Consider the following 20,461-nt stretch of genomic DNA (forward strand, 5'->3'; position numbering starts at 1 on the left):
CCGCACCTGTCGAAGGTTGCGCGGGCTCAGTGCAGCGCGCCGACCGGCTCCTCCGGTTCGGCGGCGCCGACGAAGGTCCGCCACAGCCGGGCGTACCGCCCGTCGAGCGCCAGCAGCTCCTCGTGCGTGCCGTCCTCGGCGACCCGCCCGTGGTCCATGACGACGACGCGGTCCGCGCGGGCGGCCGTGGTCAGCCGGTGCGCGACGACGAGCGTGGTGCGCCGGCCCGCGATCCGGTCGGTGGCCTGGTTGACCTGCGCCTCGGTGGCCAGGTCCAGGGCGGCCGTCGCCTCGTCGAGGAGCAGGACGTCCGGGTCGACCAGCTCGGCGCGGGCCAGCGCGATCAGCTGCCGCTGCCCGGCGGAGAGGTTGCGGCCCCGCTCGGCGACCTCGTGGAGGTAGCCGCCGGTGAGCCGGGCGATCATCTCGTGGGCGCCGACGGCTCGCGCGGCCGCCTCCACCTCGGCGTCGGTGGCGTCCGGGCGGCCGTAGGCGATGGCGTCGCGGACGGTGCCGGGGAACAGGTACGCCTCCTGCGGGACGACGCCGAGCCGGTGCCGGTAGGAGGTGAGGTCCAGGTCGCGCAGGTCCTGCCCGTCGACCGTGACCCGGCCGCCGGTCGGGTCGTAGAACCGGGCCACCAGCTTCACCAGCGTCGACTTGCCGGCGCCGGTCTCGCCGACGAACGCGACGGTCTGCCCGGCCGGGATGCGCAGGTCGATGCCGGTGAGGGCTTCCTCGTCGTTCCCGTACCGGAAGCGCACGTCCTCGAACGCGATCTCGCCGCGCAGGGACGTGACCCCGGACGGCTTCTCGGCGGCCCGGGTCGACGTCGGCTCCCGCAGCAGCTCCTGGATGCGGCCGAGGGAGACGGACGCCTGCTGGTAGCCGTCGAAGACCTGGGAGAGCTGCTGGACGGGCGCGAAGAACAGGTCGATGTAGAGCAGGTACGCCACCAGCGCGCCCGTCGTCAGCGTCGCGTTGTCGATCCGCACACCGCCGACGACCAGCACGGCCGCGGCCGCCCCCGATGCCAGCAGCTGCACGAAGGGGAAGTAGACCGAGATCAGCCACTGGCCCCGGATGCGGGCCTGCCGGTAGCTGTCGCTGCGCTCGGCGAACCGCCGTCCGCCGTCGTGCTCGCGCCGGAACGCCTGCACGATCCGCAGCCCCGCCACCGACTCCTGGAGGTCGGCGTTGACCGTGGACACCCGCTCGCGGGCCAGCTCGTACGCCTTCACGCTGGCCCGGCGGAAGAAGTACGTGGCGATGATCAGGGGCGGCAGCGTCGCGAAGACGACCAGCGCCAGCTGCACGTCGATCACCAGCAGGGCGACCATGATGCCGAAGAAGGTGACGACCGAGACGAAGGCGGTGACCAGTCCCGTCTGCAGGAACGTCGACAGCGCGTCCACGTCCGTCGTCATCCGGGTCATGATCCGGCCGGTCAGCTCACGCTCGTAGTAGTCCAGGCCGAGCCGCTGGAGCTGGGCGAAGATCTTCAGCCGCAGCGAGTACAGGATGCGCTCACCGGTCCGGCCGGTCATACGGATCTCGCCGCTCTGCGCCGTCCACTGGGCGAGCACGGCCAGCAGCCCCAGCAGCGAGGCCGCCCAGACCGCGCCGAGGGCGAGCCGGGTGACACCCTCGTCGATGCCGTGCCGGATCAGCACCGGCAGCAGCAGCCCCATGCCGGCGTCCACGGCCACCAGGGCGAGGCTGATCAGCAGCGGAGTGCGGAAGCCGCGCAGCAGCCGCCGCAGCCCGTACGACTCCTCCGGCTCGGCCGCCCGCGCCTCGTCCACCTCCGGCTTTCCGTCGGCCGGGGGCAGCGCGTCGACCTGGGCGAGCAGTTCCGGGGTGGCCGGGGTACCGGCCAGGGCGGCGTCCCTGGGCGTGCGGTCGCCGGTCCACAGCCGCGGGGTGACCCCGCGCTCGGCGTCGAACTCGGCGTCCAGCTCGTCGCGTACGGACGTGTCCTCGGCGGGCGCTGCGGGCCGGGCGTGTCCCGGGGAGACCCCGCCCAGTTCGTCGGGGTCGGTCAGCAGCCGCCGGTACAGGGCGGAGCGCTCCTGGAGCTCCTCGTGGGTGCCGAGGTCGGCGAGGCGGCCCCGGTCGAGTACGGCGATCCGGTCGGCGAGGCCGAGGGTGGAGCGGCGGTGGGCGATCAGGAGGGTGGTGCGGCCCCGCATAACCTCCTTCAGCGCCTCGTGGATCTCGTGCTCGACGCGGGCGTCAACGGCGGACGTGGCGTCGTCGAGGACCAGCAGCCTGGGGTCGGTGAGGATGGCGCGGGCGAGCGCGACGCGCTGGCGCTGGCCGCCGGAGAGGGTCAGGCCGTGCTCACCGACCGTGGTGCCGTAGCCGTCGGGCAGTTCGGTGATGAACCCGTGCGCTTGCGCGGCCCGCGCCGCGGCCTCGATCTCCTGGTCGGTGGCGTCCGGACGGCCGTAGGCGATGTTGGCGCGCACGGTGTCCGAGAAGAGGAAGGAGTCCTCGGGGACGAGGGCGATGGCGGCCCGCAGCGAGTCGAGGGTCAGCTCGCGCACGTCGTGGCCGCCGACCAGGACGGCGCCTCGCGTCACGTCGTAGAAGCGCGGCAGGAGCAGGGAGACCGTGGACTTGCCGGAGCCGGAGGAGCCGACGACGGCGAGGGTCTCGCCGGGCCGGATCTCGAAGGACAGACCGTCCAGGACGGGAGTGCCCGAGCCGTCGCCGGCCTGGTCCCCGTTCCCGTTCCCGTAGGCGAAGGACACGTCGTCGAACTCGACGGTGGCCGGCGCGTCGGCGGGCAGCTCCTTGCCGCCGTCCTCGATCGCGGGTTCGGTGTCTATCAGGTCCAGCACCCGCTCGGTGCCGGCGCGGGCCTGCTGGCCGACGGTGAGGACCATGGCGAGCATGCGGACCGGCCCGACGAGCTGGGCCAGGTAGGTGGAGAACGCGACGAAGGTGCCGAGGGTGATGTTGCCGCGCACGGCCAGCCAGCCGCCGAGGGCGAGCATGGCGACCTGGCCGAGGGCGGGGACGGCCTGGAGGGCGGGGGTGTAGGTGGCGTTCAGCTTGATCGTCCGCAGCCGCCCGGCGAAGAGCCTGCGCCCGACCTCCCTGAGCTTGCCCGTCTCCTGCTCCTCCTGCCCGAAGCCCTTCACCACGCGTACGCCGCTCACCGACCCGTCGACCACACCGGCCACGGCGGCGGCCTGCGCCTGCGCGTACCAGGTGGCCGGGTGCAGGCGGGTGCGGCTGCGGCGGGCGATGAACCACAGGGCGGGCGCCACGGCGAGCGCGACCAGGGTGAGCGGCGGGGACAGCCACGCCATGATCACGAGGGAGATCAGGAAGAGCAGGATGTTCCCGATGGTCATCGGGAGCATGAAGAGCAGGCTCTGGATCAGCTGGAGGTCACTGGTCGCCCGTCCGACCACCTGCCCGGTGGACAGCTCGTCCTGTCGCCGCCCGTCGAGCCGGGTGATCGTCCCGTACATGTCGGTGCGCAGGTCGTGCTGGACGTCGAGGGCGAGCCGGCCGCCGTAGTAGCGCCGGATGTAGGTCAGGACGTAGACGACGACCGCGGCGCCGATCAGCAGACCGGCCCAGACGGCCATGTCCCTGGTCTTCGCGCCGATCACGTCGTCGATGATGACCTTGGTGATCAGCGGGACCAGGGCCATGACGGCCATGCCGCCCAGCGAGGCGCCGAGGGCGAGGATCACGTCCTTGGGGTAGCGCCAGGCGTAGCCCGCCAGTCGTCGTGCCCATCCCCGTTGCGCGTCCACGCCGTGCCCTCCGGTCGTCCGTCGGTCGTCCTGCTCACCTGATCTACCGGAAGGCACCAACGCGGGCGAGCGGGGATTTCATCCCGCGCGACGATTCAGGCGCGCACGCGGAGCCGCAGGAAGCGGGTCGTCTGCACGGCGTTCTGGTTGTCGTCGCTGACGATCAGGACATCCAGGCGGCCCTTGCTCCGGCCGGTGACGGCCACCCCCTCGAAGTTGTCGAGGAGCGGGTTGGGCTGGGGCTGCTCGGCGGTGGCGCCGAGGGCGGGGCAGTCGGCCAGGTCGGCGAGGGGGGTCTTGCCGAGTGCGGTGCCGCCGCCGGGCCGGTCGGTCAGGTACAGGCGGACGGTGTTGCCGACGCCGGAGGTGAAGCCGCGTTCCAGGACGAGGAGACGGCCGGAGGGGGTCGCGGTGACCTCGGAGACACCGAGACCGGGGTCCGTCCGGTACGCGTACTGGGTGCCGAGCCGGAAGTCGCCGTGCCCGGTCCGCCGCCAGGACTGGAAGCGGACGAGGCCGGCCGGATCACCGGCGAGCGGGTACTCCATGGAGGCGACCAGCGTCCGGCCGCCGGGCAGGAGGGTCAGCCCCTCGAAGCTGCCGTTGGCCCGGGCGCGGCCCTCCGGGGCGGTGCGCAGGTCGTCGGGCACGGGGAGGCGGCCGAGGATCTCGCCGGTGCGGGAGTAGCGGCGGACGGACGGCTCGGTCTCGGAGGAGACGAGGTAGGTGCCGTCCCGGTCGGTCACCAGTCCCTCGGCGTCGAGGGCGGCGCCGTTCTCGTCGGTGAGCGGGACGACGTCCCGTGGCCGGAGGGAGCGGGCGTCCAGCCGGAAGAGGGCGGACCGGTCGGAGAGGGCGGCGACCGTGCCCCGGCGGTCGGGGGCGAGTGCGGAGAGGTTGCCGACGTAGGTGCCGTCATGGGTGGTCTTGTCGAGGGCGTCGGAATAGCCGGCGAGGGAGACGGCGGGCGAGCAAGGGTTCCTGGGCGGCCTGTCGTGCGCGGTGGCGGGTCCGGCGGCGACGAGGCAGCCGGCCGCCGCGAGGCTCGCGGTGAGGGCGGCGAGGGAGGTGCGGAGCATTCTCGGGCGCATGGCCGAAACCCTAGGTCGGGGGAATGGCCAAGAGTTGGCCGCTTTCCGAAGGACAGGGTTCGGCGGGGTACAGATGGCAAGGAATGAGCCATGCCAGACCAGAACGAGAGCGGCCACAGGCTGGCCGGTCGGCTGTACGCGACGATGCGGGTACTGAAGTTCCTCACCAAGCCTTCCGAACCGAAGCCGGTCGCCGATGAGGAACTCACAGGGCAGGACAGTCCGAGCGAACGCATCCAGGCCCTGAAGCTGGACCTCTTCAAGGACCTGGTGGTCACCCTCCAGAAGGGCAGGCACGCGAAGGCGGCCGGTGAGGTGTTCCGCGCGATACCCGCCCTGGTGCCCAGGCAGAGCGTCGCCTTCGAGAAGAACCTCGGCGTGCACGGACTGGCCGAATTCAACGCCGGATATCGCGCTCAGCTCGCCGACTTCAAGGAGGGCTTTCCCGAACTGGTCGAGTGACGGCTGGCCTTCAGCGCGACCGCATGCCCCGGCTCTCCGCGACACGGTGCACCTCGATGAGTGCCTCGCGCATGCGGTGCAGCGTGAAGCGGAGCTGTTCGGGCGTCGCCCGAGCATCCGCGAGCAGTGCGGCGGCGTGGTCCAACAGCTCCTCCGCCATGTCGAGGTGGGTGGTCTCGACGACGTCGGCGATCCGCGACAGCGGGCCGTCGCCGTCTGTCAGCAGGTAGCAGGGCTTGCCCTCGGAGCCGGCCCAGGGCAGCAACCGGGCGGGACGCGGGCCGTACTTCACCGCGCCACCTCCACGCCGTGCGGCACCCGCGGCCCGAGGTCGACGCCGTGCACCGCGAACCGGAGCGCGCGGCGCCGGGGCTGGCGCCGTCGGGCCTCCTGCTGCCGTTCGTGGGCGAGCAGGTAGGGGCGTACGAGCACGTTGTCCTCTCCCCGCAGGGCGGGCATACCGGTGCGGCGCACGGTCATGTGCGGGGTGTACGAGGGTTCGGCGGGTTCCGTCGCGGGAGGACGTCGGCGGCGGCGCCCTGAGCCGGGCAGCAGGAGGGCGAGCAGCGGAAGCAGGGGCAGCCCGGCGAGGCGGGCGATAGGTGACGCATGTCGTCGGCTCCGTGGAGATCGGTGACCATGCCCCCGGACCGGTGCGACGGTCGCGGGGGTCTCGCTTTCCGTAGCGATGCGCGTACAGAGTGAGACGGCCGGAGCTAGGCTCGCCAGGGGTGCGGATGTGACGGCGCCTTTGTCACACGGGAGTCGAACGGATGAGCGACATCTACGGCGACTGGCTCAAGCAGCAGCGCGAAGCGGCCGACCTGACGCAGCAGCAGCTGGCCGACATGGCCATCATGACGCGGTCGCACATCGCGCACATCGAGGCGGGGCGCCGGGTGCCGTCGAAGGAGGACGCGCGACGGCTGGACCGCGCCCTGAACACGGGGAATGTGCTGAGCAGTTTCCTTCCGGAGGAGGACGCGGCGGTCGCGGACTACTTCGAGGCGGCGCGGCAGCTGGAGTCGCAGGCGGTGACGATCCGGGAGTCGGCTGTGACGTTCGTGCCCGGGCTCCTCCAGACCCGGCCGTACGCGCGCGCGGTCCTCGGCACGACGTACCCTCCGTTGACCGCCGAGGAATGTGACAGGCGCCTTGTCACACGCCTCGAACGGGCGAGGCTCCTTGACGACCCGGTCACGCCCGTCTTCTGGGCGTTGCTGGACGAAGCGCTGCTGCACCGCGTCGTGGGTGATCGAGAAGTCATGGCGGGCAATTGACACACATCGCCGGCCTCGCGGAGGCAGGGCGTGTGCGAGTGCACGTGATGCCCCGAGACCGGGGCGCCTAACCGGTGATGCAGAGCATGCTGAGCCTGATGTGGTTCGAAGACCAGCCGCCCGTGGCGTACTCGGAAGGCATCCACGTAGCCAAGATCCACGACAGTCCGGCCGTCGTCGACCGATTGCAAGGCGCCTACTATCACGCGTTGAGCGACGCACTGTCGCTCCGCGAAACGGTCGCCCTGCTCAAGTCGACAGCGAAGGACTACGAAGACGATGCCTGAGCCCGTGATCCCGAGCGCGGCCGAGCTTGTGGGCTGGCGCAAGTCCACCTACAGCGGCAATGAGGCCGGAAGTTGCCTGGAAGTGGTGGACGGGCACCCTGCCGGGATACCCGTGCGGGATTCGAAGGTTCCCGACGGGCCGGCGTTGCTCCTCTCGACTTCCGGCTGGACGTCGTTCATCACGTCCCTCAAGGAAGACCCCCCTCCCTCCCAAGCGTGAACACATCGCCCTCAACTGTCCTCCGGTCGCTCATATGAGTGCCCAAATGACATTCACCCCCCAACTGCTCACGCTTTTTCCCGGCCATGAGCCCCGCCTCCTGGCCGTACCGCAACCCCCTCGGCACCGGAAACGTGATCAGCACGGTGCGCACCCTGATGCGCACCGACGGCCTCACCGTGTCCGTGACCGCCATCGCCCGCGCCTCCGGCACCTCGCGCAACTATTTGTACGAAAACTGGAAGACCGCCTCCAGGCTGCACCTGCGCGCGCTCCAGACGGAACTCGCCCGAGCCTTCGACGAGGCGGACCGTACTCACCCGAGCGACGGCACCGTCGACGGAATCGTGCGGCACCTGACACAGGTCGTACGCATCGTCCGGCGTCATCCCACGACGGCCGCCGTCGCCCGAACCTCGCACACGGCGCTGCCCCGGGCGCATGCCGCGACGGACGGCGCCCTGGTGCAGCTGGTCACCGGACGCGTCAGCGATCTGCTGCACCCCCTCGCCCCGCGCGGCGGCGTGTGGAGCGATGCCGCCCTGTTCTCCAGGCCTTGGAAGGTCCTGTGGATCGCCCGTCCCGCCGCCCTCTGTCCCGAGGCCGTCGGTGACCAGGAGTGGGAGGACACCTTGGACGGGGCCTTCGCCGAGTTGCTGCGCGATCTGCTCGCCCCTTGGGCCACGGCGGACTGAGCACGACCCGGGATTCCCAGCTCGCCCCGAGTCGGAGTACGGCCCCCCGCCCAACGCCGACGGAGACGGTGGCGTGGTGACGTCTGCCACCACTCCCCCGCAAGCGGTCCCCGAGCCGCTGCACCGGCCGTCTCCCGCGCCCAGCGCGCCACGCCGGTCGTTGCCGGCGTTGCCCGCCATCCTCGCCCTGGCCGACGGGGCCGTACTCCTGGAACCCGTCCGGGTCCGGTCTCAACAGCTTCTACAGCGCCGCCGTGCTCAGCGGCACCGAGAGCTGGAAGGCGTGGTTCTTCGGCTCGCTCGACGCGGGGAACTTCCTGACCGTCGACGAGCCACCCTCCGCCCTGATGGTCATGGGGTTGTCCTGCCGCCTCCTGGGCTACGGCACCTGGCAGACGATGCTGCCGGTGATCCTGGCCGCGCCCGCGACGATCTGGATCCTGCGCTCCTCCGTGAAGGGTGTGTGGGGCCACGCCGCCGCGGCGATCGCGGCGACAACGACCCCGACACGCTCCTCGTCTTCCTGATGGTGGCCGGTGCTGCCCTCAGCCTGCGCGCGGCCCGCAACGGGCGGCTGCTGCCCCTGATCGGCTCGGCGGTCTGCTTCGGGCTCGCGTTCAACACAGAGATGCTCCAGGGCTAGGTCGCGTTGCCTGCGGTCTTCGTCGTGTACGTGTACGCGACGAACCCCATCGCGGCGCTGTGCGGGGGCGGCGGCGTCATGCTGCTGCGCGCCTTCCGGGCCGACCGGCGCTGGGTGTGGGTGCTGCCGCTCGCCCTCGGTGTCACCGGCGTATGGGCGGTCGTGCCGCTGCGCCGGGCCTCGGGCTGGAACTCCTGGCTGTGGCCGGCCATCGCGGTGGTCATGGCGCTGGCGGTCACGAGCCTGCTCGCCTTCCGTTCCGGGCGCCGGGTGCGGCTGCTGGCGGCGTCCGTGGCTGCGGCCGTCGTCGCCGGGGTCGCGGGTCCGGCGGCGTACGCCTGGTCGGTGCCGTCCGGTTCGGGCGGCGGCACGGGCGGGACCAACCCGACCGCCGGTCCTTCGACGGGCGGCGGCACGGGCGGGCCGGGCGGCGGAGGCGGCCGGGACCGGTTCCCGGGCGCGGGGAGGGCCGACCGGGTGGTGAGGCGCCCGGCGGGCAGCCGCAGACCGGTCAGGGCGGCCCCGGCGGCGGTTCCTTCCCGGGCGGCGGCGAGAAGGACCAGACTCCGGGTGGCGCGACCGGCTCGGCCCCGGACGGCACACCGCCAGGCACCGGCGCGGGCGGGCAGCCGGACAGCACGAGCACCGAGCTGGTCGCCTACCTGAAGAAGCACCAGGACGGCGCCAAGTGGCTGCTGGCCGTCCCCAGTTCGCAGAGCGCCGTCCAGCTCATCCTCGGCAGCGGCGAACCGGTCGTCTCCATGTGGGGCCGGTCGGGCAGCGACAACGCGATGACCCTCGCCCGGCTCAAGCAGCTGGTGGAGAAGGGCGAGTTGCACTACGTCCAGGTCGGCGGGGGCATGGGCGGCGGTTCCGGGACCGGTTCCCAGGTGACCCGGTGGGTGCAGGAGCACGGCACGGCCGTGGAGGCGAGCGAGTACGGCACCTCGGGCCTCTACCGGCTGGACTCCTCGGACGTCACCTGACGCCTCCTCAGTGACACGGCGGCCCTCGACCACCCTGGTCGGGGGGCGCCGTCACGCAATCGCCACCCTGCGTACACCCCACCTCCCACATGTCCATGTCACGCTCGAATCACCGCTCCACTCCACACGCGTAGATCGGACACCCCATGCTCGCGATACGCACCCGGCGCCGGAAAACGGTGGCCCTCGCCACGGCCGCCGTCCTCGCCGCCCTCGCCGCCCCGTCGCTCACCGCGACGTCGGCCACGGCAACGACCACGGCGACCACGGCGACCACGACATCGGACTACGACTCGACGTACTACAAGGACGCGATCGGGAAGACCGGCGACAGCCTCAAGTCCTCCCTGCACACCATCATCAGCGACCAGACCAAGCTCTCCTACTCGGCGGTCTGGGACGCCCTGAAGGTCACCGACCAGGACCCGGCCGACAGCGGCAACGTCATCCTGCTCTACTCGGGCATCTCCCGCAGCAAGTCGCTGAACGGCGGGGGCTTGGGCGACTGGAACCGCGAGCACGTGTGGGCCAAGTCCCACGGCGACTTCGGCACCTCGACCGGGCCCGGCACGGACATCCACCACCTGCGTCCCGAGGACGTGCGGGTCAACGGCGTCCGGGGCAACAAGGACTTCGACAACGGCGGCAGCGGCTTCACCGACAGCGGCGGCAGCCTCACCGACTCCGACTCCTTCGAACCCCGCGACGCCGTCAAGGGCGACGTGGCCCGCATGATCTTCTACATGGCGGTCCGCTACGAGGGCGGCGACGGCTGGGCCGACCTCGAGGTCAACGGCAGCGTCGACAACGGCAGCAGCCCGTACATCGGCAGGCTCGACGTGCTGAAGCAGTGGAACGACGAGGACCCGCCGGACGCCTTCGAGGAGCACCGCAACCAGGTCATCTACGACGAGTACCAGCACAACCGCAACCCGTTCGTCGACCACCCGGAGTGGGTCGAGGCGATCTGGTAGGCCCGGCCGCCGTCAGTCCAGGTGCGTCGGCGCGAACATGCGCAGTACGGCGGGGAGGACGACCACCGAGGGCCCCGGTGCGGCCAGGGCCTTCGCGAGGTCGGCCTCCAGGGTCTGTGGGGACGTCCGCACCCCCGGCACTCCGAACGACTCGGCGAGGGCCACGTAGTCCGGGCGGGTCAGCTCCGTCGCCGTCGGCTCGCCGAAGGCGTCGGTCATGTACTCGCGCAGGATGCCGTAGCCGCCGTCGTCGACGATGAGCCAGGTGACGTTCAGGTCGTACTGGCGGGCGGTGGCCAGTTCGGCGATGGAGTACAGGGCGCCGCCGTCGCCGGAGACCGCCAGTACCGGGTGGGTGGGGTCGGCCGCCGCGGCTCCCAGGGCCGCCGGGAAGCCGTAACCGAGGCCGCCGGCGCCCTGGGCGGAGTGCATGGTGTTCGGGGCCTTGGCGTCGAAGGCCGACCAGGCCCAGTAGGCCAGGATGGTCATGTCCCAGAAGGACGGGGCGCCGGGCGGGAGGGCCCCCCGGACGGCGGCCAGTACGTCCTGCTCCAGGGTGAGTTCCTGGGACGCGATGCGTTCGCGGACCTTGTCCAGTACCGCGCGTACGCGCTCCGGGGCCGCCGGGTCCGTCCGCTCCCCCACCGTCTCCAGCAGCGCCTGGAGGGCGAGGCGGGCGTCGGCGTGGACGCCGAGTGCCGGGTGGTTGGATTCCAGCTTGCCGAGGTCGGCCTCGATCTGGATCACCCGGCCGCGCGGCGTGAAGGTGTGGTAGTTCGAGGAGAGTTCGCCGAGGCCGGAGCCGACGACGAGGAGTACGTCGGCGTCCTCCAGGAAGTCCGTGGTGTGGCGGTCCTCCAGCCAGGACTGGAGGGACAGCGGGTGCGTCCAGGGGAAGGCGCCCTTGCCGCCGAAGGTGGTGACGACGGGGGCCTGGAGGCGTTCCGCGAGCTGCCGGAGCTTCTTCGACGCGTCGGCCCGGACGACTCCGCCGCCCGCGATGATCGCGGGACGCTGCGCGCGCGTCAGCAGGTCGGCGGCGACCGCCGTCAGTTCGGGGCGCGGGGGCAGTTCCTCGGGGAAGGTGTCGCCGCCGGTGACGACCGGGATGGGCGTCTCGGCCAGGAGGACGTCCTGCGGGATCTCCACCCACACGGGGCCGTGCGGGACGGTCAGCGCCGACGTCCAGGCCTCGGCGATCGCGGACGGGATCTGGGACTGGGTGCGGACCGTGTGGACGGACTTCACCACACCCCGGAACGAGGCCGCCTGATCGGGGAGTTCGTGCAGGTAGCCGTGGCGTCCGCCGCCGAGGCCGGCCGTCGGGACCTGGCTGCTGATCGCGAGGACGGGTGCGGAGGCCGCCCGTGCCTCCTGGAGGGCGGCCAGGGAGGTGAGGGCTCCGGGGCCGGTCGACAGGAGCAGCGGGGCGGCCTCGCCGGTGATCCGGCCGTAGGCGTCGGCGGCGAAACCGGCGTTGTTCTCCACCCGCAGACCGATGTAGCGCAGGTCGGAGCGGCGCAGGGCGTCGAACATGCCGAGGGCGTGCTGGCCGGGCAGGCCGAAGACGGTGGTCGCGCCGAGCCCGGCCAGGGTCTCCACGACGAGGTCTCCGCCGTTGCGGCCGGGGGGAGGGTTCAGTGCGGCCTCCGTCTGGGCGGCGGTCGGACGGAGTACCAGGTCGTGGTCGTGGGTCACTTCGCGCGGGCCTCTGCGATCTGGCGGGACATGATGGTGGTCAGTTCGTAGGCGGTGTGGGAGGCCGCGACGGAGGTGATCTCCGCGTGGTCGTAGGCCGGGGCGACCTCTACGACGTCGGCCGACACCAGGTTGCAGGACGCCAGTCCGCGCAGGATCTCCAGCAGCTCGCGGGAGGTCATGCCGCCGGCCTCGGGGGTGCCGGTGCCGGGGGCGTGGGCGGGGTCCAGGCAGTCGATGTCGATGGAGATGTACAGGGGGCGGTCGCCGATGCGCTGGCGGAGCTGGTCGGCGACCTCGTCGGCGCCGCGCCGGTAGACGTCGGCGGAGGTGACGATGCCGAAGCCCATCTTCTCGTCGTCGGTGAGGTCCTGCTTGCCGTACAGCGGGCCGCGGGTGCCGACGTGGGAGAGGGCGGAGGTGTCGAGGACGCCCTCCTCGACGGCGCGGCGGAACGGGGTGCCGTGCGTGTACTCGGCGCCGAAGTAGGTGTCCCAGGTGTCGAGGTGGGCGTCGAAGTGGAGCAGGGCGACCGGGCCGTGCTTCTTGGCGACCGAGCGCAGCAGCGGCAGGGCGATGGTGTGGTCGCCGCCCAGGGTCATCAGGCGGGCGCCGGTGCCGAGGAGGTCGTCGGCGGCGGCCTCCACGGTCTCGACGGCCTCGTTGATGTTGAAGGGGTTGACGGCTATGTCGCCGCCGTCGGCGACCTGGGCGAGGGCGAAGGGGGAGGCGTCCTGGGCCGGGTTGTACGGGCGCAGCAGGCGGGAGGCCTCGCGGATGGCGTTGCCGCCGAAGCGGGCGCCGGGCCGGTAGGAGACGCCCGAGTCGAACGGCACGCCCACGACGGCGACGTCGGCGGCGGGGACCTCGTCGAGTCGGGGGAGCCGGGCGAAGGTCGCGGGGCCCGCGTAGCGCGGGACGCGGGAGGAGTCGACGGGGCCGCGGGGCGTCTCGTTGCTGCTCATGTACTGCCTTCCTTCTTACGCTTCGTCGCGTATGTACTACTGCTGTCCGACTCTACTGGTGAGCCGGGACCGCCGATTCGGACTCGGGTTCGGGGGCACGGCCGGCGAGGCGTTCGCGCCAGGCGGTGAGGGTCGCCTCGTCGGTGGGGCGGGTGGCCAGGGAGACCGCGACGTAGGCGGCGAGGGAGGCCAGGAGTCCGTAGTAGACGGGCTCGTTGGCGAGGATGCCGTAGGCCGCCATCAGGCCGACGACGGCGAGTCCGCCGACGGCGACGGCGGCGAGGGCACCCTGCGCGGTGCCGCGCTTCCACAGCAGTCCGCCGAGGATGGGCACGAGGAGCCCGCCGACGAGGAGGTTGTAGGCGACGGTGAGGGCCTCGACGACGTCGTTGAGGGCGATGGAGATGAGGACGACGGCGACTCCCATGGCGAGGATGAAGGCGCGGTTGCCCTTGACCTCGTCGTGCCCGTCCGCGCCCTCGCCCGCCGGTCCCCCGACCGCCCCGCGCAGCCGGGACCAGATGTCGTTGTTGGCGACGGTGGCGCAGGCGATGAGGGCGCCGGAGGAGGTGGACATCACGGCGGCCAGGGCGGCGGCCAGCACGAGTCCGCGCACGCCGATGGGCAGCTCGTCCTTGACGATGGTGGCGAAGGCGTCGTCGGGGCTGGCCAGCTTCGGGTAGAGCACCTTGGCGGCGGTGCCGATGATTGCGCCGGCGACGGCGTAGACGAGGCAGTAGGTGCCGGCGACGGTGCCGCCCCACTTGGCGGTGCGGTCGCTGCCGGCGGTGAAGACGCGCTGCCAGATGTCCTGCCCGATGAGCATGCCGAAGGTGTAGATCAGCACGTAGGTGAAGATGGTCTCGCCGCCGATGCCCAGCGGGTCGAAGTACTCGGTGGGCAGCTGGGCCTTCATCTCGCCGAAGCCGCCGGCCTTGACGACCGCGATGGGCAGCAGCAGGAGCAGTACGCCGATGGTCTTCACCACGAACTGCACCATGTCGGTGAGGGTGATGGACCACATGCCGCCGAGCGTGGAGTAGGCGACGACGATGGAGCCGCCCAGGACGATGGCGAGGGTGCGGTTCACGTCGAAGAGGACGTCGAAGATCGTGGCGTAGGCGATGGTGGAGGTGACGGCCAGCATCAGGGTGTACGCCCACATGACGACGCCGGAGATCACGCCGGCCCGGCCGCCGTAGCGCAGGTCGAGCATCTCGGAGACGGTGTAGACCTTCAGGCGGGCGATGCGCGCGGAGAAGAAGACGGACAGCGCGAGGATGCCCAGGCCGATGGTGACGACCATCCAGGCGCCGGAGAGCCCGTACTGGTAGCCGAGGCCGACGCCGCCGATGGTGGAGGCGCCGCCGAGGACGATGGCCGCCATGGTGCCGGAGTACATGCCGGGGCCGAGGCGTCGTCCGGCGACGAGGAACTCGCTCTTGGACTTGGCGCGGCGCATGCCCCACCAGCCCATGGCCAGCATGCCGGCGAGGTAGACGACGATCACGATGTAGTCGACGGCCATGTGGGGCCCTCCTTCGCGCACTCTCGGTGGCGTGTCGTGCGACGGGTTTCTCCGGTGGCGCTACGGGGACATCCGCCCGTACCCGCGGCTGCCGGTGTGGATTCCGGTTCGGGTTGACATTAGGTGGCTGAAAAGCGGCTGCGAAGTGTACGTTTCATCCAGTGGGGGCCGCTGGAGTGGAGGAATCGTCCATCGTGTCCATCGTGCCGGAATCGGCCGTCCCGCCCGTGCCGCCCACTCCCCCGGTCGCGTTGGCGGCCCTGCTCTCCCGCGACGACCTGGGTCTTCGCCAGATCACCGGTCCTCCGGCGGCGGTCGTCACGATCCACGGGGCGCACACCTCGGAGATGTCCGACCCCTACCCGTACCTGCTCGGCGGTGAGCTGCTGCTGACGGCGGGGGTGCACGTTCCGGACGCGGCGGGGGCGGGGGCCGCGTACTTCGACGACTACGTCGCCCGGATCGTGGCGGCGGGCGGCGCGGCCCTCGGCTTCGGGGTGGCGCCGGTGCACGACACGGTGCCCGAGGCGCTGGTCGCGGCCTGCGAGGCGTACGGGCTGCCGTTGGTGGAGGTGCCGCCGCGGACGACGTTCTCGGGCGTGGCCCGCGCGGTGTGGCAGCTGATGGCGCGGGCCAGGATGGCCGAGCTGCGCCGGATCTCGGAGGCCCAGCAGGGTCTGGCCGCGGCGGCCTCCCGTCCCGACCCGGTGCCGTCGGTGCTGCGCCGGCTGGCCGGCCGGCTGGAGGGGCGGGCGGTGCTGTACGGGCCGGAGGGCACCGAGATCGCGGCGGCGGGGCGGGAGCCCGGGCAGGAGGTGCGGCGGGCGCTGGCGGAGCTGGCCCGGTTCGTCACCGGCCGTGCCTCCAGCACCGCCACGGACACGGTCGCCGGCACCCGTCTCACGGCGTACGCCCTCGGCAGCGGCCGGGACTTCGTCCTCGGGGTGGCCGCCCCGCACCGGGAGTCCGGGGACCACACCATCGCGTCGGTCGCCGCCGTGCTGCTCTCCCTGCTCACCGGCGAGCACCAGAGCGGCACGGGCGCGGCCCGCTCCTCGGCACTGGTACGGCTGCTGCTGGGTGCCCGGCGCGAGGAGGTCGCCCCGCTGCTCGGCGGCGGGGAGGGGGACGGCGGCGTCACCCGCTGGTACGTCGTCCACGCCCGCCCGGACACCGGTACCCCCGACGCGGTCTCCGCCTCGGCCCTGGGCGCGGCCCTCGGCTCTCCCCTGGTCGACGCGCGGGACGACGTCGTACGGGTCCTGGTGCCGGCGGGCCGGGAACCCGATCGGGGCGGCGGCTCACAGGGCGGGACGGTCGAAGGTCCGCGGCACGATGCGGGGGCGACGGCACACGGTCCGGCCGTCGGGAAGGTCACTGCGGTCACGCCGGAAGCAGGCCGGGGCGCCTCCACCGGCCAGGACCATCCCGGCGCGTTCGCGGTCCCGGCCCCGGCGGAACCCCCCACCAGCCCCGGCCCCGCCCCGCAGCCCGGCTGGACGATCGGTGTGAGCGCCCCCGTCGCCCCTGCCGAGTGGCCGACCGCCGACGCGCAGGCGGCGCGGGCGCTGGCGCGGGCCAGGGCCCTACGGGCCCCGCTGGTCCGGCATGCCGAGCGGCCGGCGTTCGCCGACCTGGTGCCGGCCGGTGAGGCCGAGGCGCACGCGCGGGCGCTGCTCGCGCCGATCGGCGCCGTTCCGGCGCTCGCCGAGACGCTGCGCGCCTGGCTGTCGCTGCACGGCAGCTGGGACCGCACCGCCGTCGCCCTGTCCGTGCACCGCAACACCGTCCGGCAGCGCGTCGCCCGCTGCGCCGCGCTGCTGGAGGCCGACCTCGACGACCCGGACGTACGGATGGAGTTGTGGTTCGCGCTGCGGCATCTGTGAGCTGCGGCATCTGTGAGGGGCCACACCGTGACCCGTGTCCCAGCCTGCGGCATGCCGGAGACTCTCACAGGCGGCTGCTACACAATGGAGCCATGCCGATACCCGGGACACCCAGCCGCGCCGAACTGGCCGAACACCTCGTCAGAACCCGTATCGCGGGCGATGTCGCCACGCCCCGCGAGAACAACCTCTCCCACTACCGCAAACTGGCCAACGGCGACCGCGGCTTCTGGCTCGGTCTGGAGCTGGGCGACCGGTGGAGCGACGAGCAGGACGTGCTCGCGGTGATGGCGGAGCGGGTCGGTGTCAACGACGACCCGGAGTACCGGTACGGCCAGGACACCATCGACCCCGAGCTGACGGTGGCCGCGCTGGAGCGGATGGCCGGCCGGCTGCGCAAGGCGGCGGACGGCGGGCAGCGGGTACTGTTCGCGACCGGTCACCCGGGCGGTCTGCTCGACGTGCACCGGGCCACCGCCGACGCGCTGCGGGCGGCCGGCTGCGAGATCGTCGTGATCCCGGAGGGGCTGACGACGGAGGAGGGGTACGTCCAGCAGTTCGCGGACGTGGCGGTGCTGGAGCACGGCGCCTCGCTGTGGCACACCCATTCCGGTGAGCCGATGAAGGCCATCCTGACCGGCATGGAGCGCGAGGGCCGCCCGCTGCCCGACCTGGTGGTCGCCGACCACGGCTGGGCCGGTTACGCCGGTCAGCACGGTGTCGACTCCGTGGGTTACGCCGACTGCAACGACCCTGCGCTCTTCCTCGCCGAGTCCGAGGGCACCCTCCAGGTCGCGGTGCCGCTGGACGACCACGTGGTCAGCCCCCGCCACTACGACCCGATGACGGCGTACCTGCTGAGCGAGGCGGGTCTCACCGGCTGACCCGGGCCGGTCGGGTCACGGCCAGGGGTTGAGCCCTTCCGAGCGGCGCTGCGCGAACCCGGGCGTCGGGTCCAGGTAGACCCGGCGGATCATCGGGAACTCCTCGCGCAGCCGCTGCTCGGCCCGCTCGCTCGCCCACTCGATCTGCGCCGCCGTCGCCACGTCCCGGAAGTCGACCTTGGCGGCGACCAGCGCCTCCCTCGGCCCCTGCACGAGGGTGGTCAGCTCCAGTACGGCCTCGATGTGCTCGACGGCCACCAGTTCCGCCCGGATACGCTCGCGCACGGTGCGGGGCAGCGGGCGGCCGATGAGGAACTCGGCGTTGGAGCGGCCCAGCACCCAGGCGACGTACAGCAGCAGCGCGCCGATGCACAGGGAGGCGACGCCGTCCCAGACGCCGGAGCCGGTGAGCTGCCCGCCGAGCAGTCCGCCCGCGGCCAGCAGCAGGCCGGCCAGGGCGGCGGAATCCTCCATGACGACGGCCTTGACGGCGGTGTCGGGGGTGCGGCGCAGGTAGCGGCCGAAGGGAACCTTGTAGCGGCGGGCCTCGCCGTGCGCCTGCTTGAGACCGGTGCGCAGGGAGTAGCCCTCCAGGAGGAAGGCGACGGCGAGGACGAGGTAGGCGATCAGCGGATCGCCTACCTCCTCGCCGCGGGTGAGGGTGTGGACGCCGTCGTAGAGGGCGAAGACGGCGCCGCCGACGAAGGTGGCGACGGCGGCGAGCAGGGCCCAGATGTAACGTTCGGGGCCGTGTCCGAGGGGGTGGTCCTCGTCGGCGGGGCGGACGCTGCGTTTGAGGGAGGTCAGCAGCAGGACCTCGGTGACGGTGTCGGCGACCGAGTGCGCGGCCTCCGACAGCATCGCGCTGGACCCGCTGACCACGCCGGCCACCGCCTTGGCGATGGCGATGCCGAGATTGGCGAAGGCGGCGACCAGCACCGTGAAGGTGCTCTCGCCGCCACCGGTCTGCTGCCGCTGAGGTTGCGCCATGCCCCTCAGTGTTCCCGAGGGACGCGCACCACGCCTTCCTGGATGACCGAGAGGGCGAGCCGCCCGTCCTGGGTGTAGATCCTCGCCTGGCCGAGGCCCCGGCCGCCGGACGCGGACGGCGACTGCTGGTCGTACAGCAGCCACTCGTCGGCGCGGAAGGGCCGGTGGAACCACATGGCGTGGTCCAGCGAGGCCCCGACGACGTCGCCGACGGCCCAGCCGCCGCGGCCGTGCGCGAGCAGGACCGAGTCGAGGAGGGTCATGTCGGAGACGTAGGTGGCGAGGACGACGTGCTGGAGGGGGTCGTCGGAGAGCTTGCCGTTGGTGCGGAACCACACCTGGGAGTGCGGTTCGCGCGGGGTGCCGAAGTCGCCGAAGGGCGGGTCGTCGACGTAGCGCAGGTCGACGGCGGCGCGGGCCTCCAGGAAGCGTTCCACCGTCTCGGCGGGCAGGTGCGGGTAGCTCCGCAGCCGTTCCTCTCCGGTGGGGAGGGTCGCCGGGTCGGGGGCGTGAGGCATCGGGGCCTGGTGGTCCAGGCCCTCCTCGTACGTCTGGAAGGACGCGGACAGGCCGAAGATCGGCTTGCCGTGCTGGACGGCGACGACGCGGCGGGTGGTGAAGGAGCGGCCGTCGCGCAGGCGGTCGACGTTGTAGACGATGGGGGCGTCGGGGTCGCCGGGGCGCAGGAAGTACGCGTGCAGGGAGTGCGCGTGCCGGTCGGCGGGGACCGTGCGCCCGGCGGCGACCAGGGCCTGGGCGGCCACCTGCCCGCCGAAGACCCGGGGGACGACGGCGGAGCGGGAGTGGCCGCGGTAGATGTCCTCCTCGATCCGCTCGAGGTCGAGCAGGTCGAGGAGGGACTGGAGTGCTTCGCTCATGGCCTGGGACTCGGTGGTCTACAGGCCCATGTTCTTCGCGATGATCATCTTCATGACCTCGCTGGTGCCGCCGTAGATGCGGTTGACGCGGTTGTCGGCGTACAGGCGGGCGATCGGGTACTCGTTCATGTAGCCGTAGCCGCCGTGCAGCTGGAGGCAGCGGTCGATGACGCGGTGGGCGACCTCGGTGCAGAACAGCTTGGCGCTGGCGGCCTCGGCGGGGGTGAGCTCGCCGGCGTCCAGGGCCTCGGTGGCGCGGTCGGCGACGGCCTCGGCGGCGTCCACCTCGGCCTGGCAGGCGGCCAGCTCGAACTTGGTGTTCTGGAAGTGGGCGACCGGCTTGCCGAAGACGGTGCGCTCCTGCACGTACTGCGTGGCGAAGCGGACGGCGGCCTTGGCCTGGGCGTAGGCGCCGTAGGCGATGCCCCAGCGCTCGGAGGCCAGGTTGTGGCCGAGGTAGTAGAAGCCCTTGTTCTCCTCGCCGAGGAGGTCCTCGACGGGGACCTTGACGTCGACGAAGGCCAGCTCGGCGGTGTCGGAGGTGCGCAGGCCCAGCTTGTCCAGCTTGCGGCCCACCGAGTAGCCCTCGGACTTGGTGTCCACGGCGAACAGGGAGATGCCGTGGCGGCGGTCCTCGGCCGTGGGGGCGGCGGTGCGGGCGCAGACGATCACCTTGTCGGCGTGCACGCCGCCGGTGATGAAGGTCTTGGCGCCGTTGAGGACGTAGTGGGTGCCGTCCTCGGAGAGCTTGGCGGTGGACTTCATGCCCGCGAGGTCGGAACCGGTGCCCGGCTCCGTCATCGCGATGGCCCACATCTCCTCGCCGGTGACGAACTTCGGCAGGTAGCGCTTCTTCTGCTCGTCGGTGGCCAGCATGTTGATGTAGGGCAGGGCGAGCAGCACGTGCACGCCGGAGCCGCCGAACTGGACGCCGGCGCGGGCGGTCTCCTCGTACAGGACGGCCTCGAACTTGTGGCTGTCCATGCCGGCGCCGCCGAACTCCTCGGGCACGTTGATGCCGAAGATGCCCAGCTCGCCGAGCTTGTAGTAGAAGTCGCGCGGCGCCTGGCCCGCGGCGAACCACTCGTCGTAGACGGGGACGACCTCGGCCTCGATGAAGGCGCGGAGGGTCTCCCGGAACGCCTCGTGGTCCTCGTTGAACACCGTACGGCGCACCGCGCCACCTCCAGGGTACGTATCTAAGCGCTTGCTCAGACT

The 20,461-nt window shown here is 72.1% G+C and carries 16 protein-coding genes and 2 pseudogenes; 8 read left to right on the forward strand and 10 right to left on the reverse strand.

Features of this window, described 5'->3' with window-relative positions; all coding sequences use genetic code 11:
* Positions 1-26: 26 nt before the first annotated feature.
* Both M6G08_RS04680 and M6G08_RS04685 read right to left on the reverse strand, forming a co-directional pair.
* Entirely contained in the window at positions 27-3,776 is a 3,750-nt protein-coding gene (locus M6G08_RS04680) for an ABC transporter ATP-binding protein (protein WP_272585919.1), read from the reverse strand.
* Positions 3,777-3,871: 95 nt separating this feature from the next.
* Entirely contained in the window at positions 3,872-4,867 is a 996-nt protein-coding gene (locus M6G08_RS04685) for an esterase-like activity of phytase family protein (protein ID WP_272585920.1), read from the reverse strand.
* A 90-nt stretch (positions 4,868-4,957) separates the two neighbouring features.
* On the opposite strand from M6G08_RS04685, the gene M6G08_RS04690 reads away from it, so the two are divergent.
* On the forward strand, positions 4,958-5,329 hold the full coding sequence (locus tag M6G08_RS04690; protein ID WP_272585921.1) for a hypothetical protein: 372 nt from the start codon (positions 4,958-4,960) through the stop codon (positions 5,327-5,329).
* A gap of 10 nt (positions 5,330-5,339) precedes the next feature.
* On the opposite strand, the gene M6G08_RS04695 is transcribed toward M6G08_RS04690, so the two are convergent.
* Together M6G08_RS04695 and M6G08_RS04700 are read right to left on the reverse strand one after the other, a co-directional pair.
* A complete protein-coding gene (locus M6G08_RS04695; RefSeq protein WP_272585922.1) occupies positions 5,340-5,621 on the reverse strand; it encodes a hypothetical protein in 282 nt (93 codons plus the stop codon).
* A complete protein-coding gene (locus M6G08_RS04700) occupies positions 5,618-5,809 on the reverse strand; it encodes a hypothetical protein (RefSeq protein WP_272585923.1) in 192 nt (63 codons plus the stop codon). The genes M6G08_RS04695 and M6G08_RS04700 overlap by 4 nt, the downstream gene beginning before the upstream one ends.
* 293 nt (positions 5,810-6,102) lie before the next feature.
* On the opposite strand from M6G08_RS04700, the pseudogene M6G08_RS04705 reads away from it, so the two are divergent.
* The 5 genes and pseudogenes from M6G08_RS04705 (at position 6,103) to M6G08_RS04725 (ending at position 10,414) form a co-directional block, all read left to right on the forward strand.
* Positions 6,103-6,896: pseudogene (locus M6G08_RS04705) on the forward strand (helix-turn-helix transcriptional regulator).
* Entirely contained in the window at positions 6,889-7,116 is a 228-nt protein-coding gene (locus M6G08_RS04710; protein WP_272585924.1) for a DUF397 domain-containing protein, read from the forward strand. Before M6G08_RS04705 ends, M6G08_RS04710 begins: the two are co-directional and overlap by 8 nt.
* Before the next feature lie 86 nt (positions 7,117-7,202).
* A complete protein-coding gene (locus tag M6G08_RS04715; protein ID WP_272585925.1) occupies positions 7,203-7,811 on the forward strand; it encodes a TetR/AcrR family transcriptional regulator in 609 nt (202 codons plus the stop codon).
* 76 nt (positions 7,812-7,887) lie between these two features.
* A pseudogene (locus M6G08_RS04720) lies at positions 7,888-9,440 on the forward strand (mannosyltransferase YkcB-related protein).
* 146 nt (positions 9,441-9,586) lie between these two features.
* The gene (locus M6G08_RS04725) at positions 9,587-10,414 is read left to right on the forward strand and encodes an endonuclease I family protein (RefSeq protein WP_272585926.1); all 828 of its coding nucleotides are present in this window, start codon (positions 9,587-9,589) and stop codon (positions 10,412-10,414) included.
* A gap of 12 nt (positions 10,415-10,426) precedes the next feature.
* On the opposite strand, the gene M6G08_RS04730 is transcribed toward M6G08_RS04725, so the two are convergent.
* From M6G08_RS04730 to M6G08_RS04740, 3 genes are read right to left on the reverse strand one after another with little or no spacing between them, the layout of a single operon-like run.
* Complete coding sequence (locus M6G08_RS04730; RefSeq protein WP_272585927.1) at positions 10,427-12,112, reverse strand: thiamine pyrophosphate-binding protein; 1,686 nt, start codon at positions 12,110-12,112, stop codon at positions 10,427-10,429.
* On the reverse strand, positions 12,109-13,077 hold the full coding sequence (gene speB / locus M6G08_RS04735; RefSeq protein ID WP_272585928.1) for an agmatinase: 969 nt from the start codon (positions 13,075-13,077) through the stop codon (positions 12,109-12,111). Before speB ends, M6G08_RS04730 begins: the two co-directional genes overlap by 4 nt.
* A gap of 52 nt (positions 13,078-13,129) precedes the next feature.
* Positions 13,130-14,605, reverse strand: a complete 1,476-nt coding sequence (locus M6G08_RS04740) for a sodium:solute symporter family protein (protein ID WP_272585929.1) — start codon at positions 14,603-14,605, stop codon at positions 13,130-13,132.
* A 203-nt stretch (positions 14,606-14,808) separates the two neighbouring features.
* Between M6G08_RS04740 and M6G08_RS04745 the strand changes: the two genes are divergently transcribed.
* On the forward strand, positions 14,809-16,491 hold the full coding sequence (locus tag M6G08_RS04745; RefSeq protein ID WP_272591260.1) for a helix-turn-helix domain-containing protein: 1,683 nt from the start codon (positions 14,809-14,811) through the stop codon (positions 16,489-16,491).
* A gap of 92 nt (positions 16,492-16,583) precedes the next feature.
* Positions 16,584-17,375 (forward strand): phosphatase, encoded by a 792-nt coding sequence (locus M6G08_RS04750; protein ID WP_272585930.1) that lies wholly within the window; start codon positions 16,584-16,586, stop codon positions 17,373-17,375.
* A gap of 15 nt (positions 17,376-17,390) precedes the next feature.
* Here M6G08_RS04750 and M6G08_RS04755 read toward each other — a convergent pair whose 3' ends face one another.
* The 3 genes from M6G08_RS04755 to M6G08_RS04765 are packed head-to-tail and all read right to left on the reverse strand — an operon-like array spanning position 17,391 to position 20,419.
* The gene (locus M6G08_RS04755; protein ID WP_272585931.1) at positions 17,391-18,365 is read right to left on the reverse strand and encodes a cation diffusion facilitator family transporter; all 975 of its coding nucleotides are present in this window, start codon (positions 18,363-18,365) and stop codon (positions 17,391-17,393) included.
* A 5-nt stretch (positions 18,366-18,370) separates the two neighbouring features.
* Positions 18,371-19,243, reverse strand: coding sequence for an acyl-CoA thioesterase (locus M6G08_RS04760; protein ID WP_272585932.1), 873 nt, complete (start codon positions 19,241-19,243; stop codon positions 18,371-18,373).
* A gap of 18 nt (positions 19,244-19,261) precedes the next feature.
* A complete protein-coding gene (locus M6G08_RS04765) occupies positions 19,262-20,419 on the reverse strand; it encodes an acyl-CoA dehydrogenase family protein (protein WP_219176886.1) in 1,158 nt (385 codons plus the stop codon).
* Positions 20,420-20,461 lie beyond the last annotated feature (42 nt).

Origin of the sequence: Streptomyces sp. M92 (assembly GCF_028473745.1) — a bacterium.
Classification (GTDB): domain Bacteria; phylum Actinomycetota; class Actinomycetes; order Streptomycetales; family Streptomycetaceae; genus Streptomyces.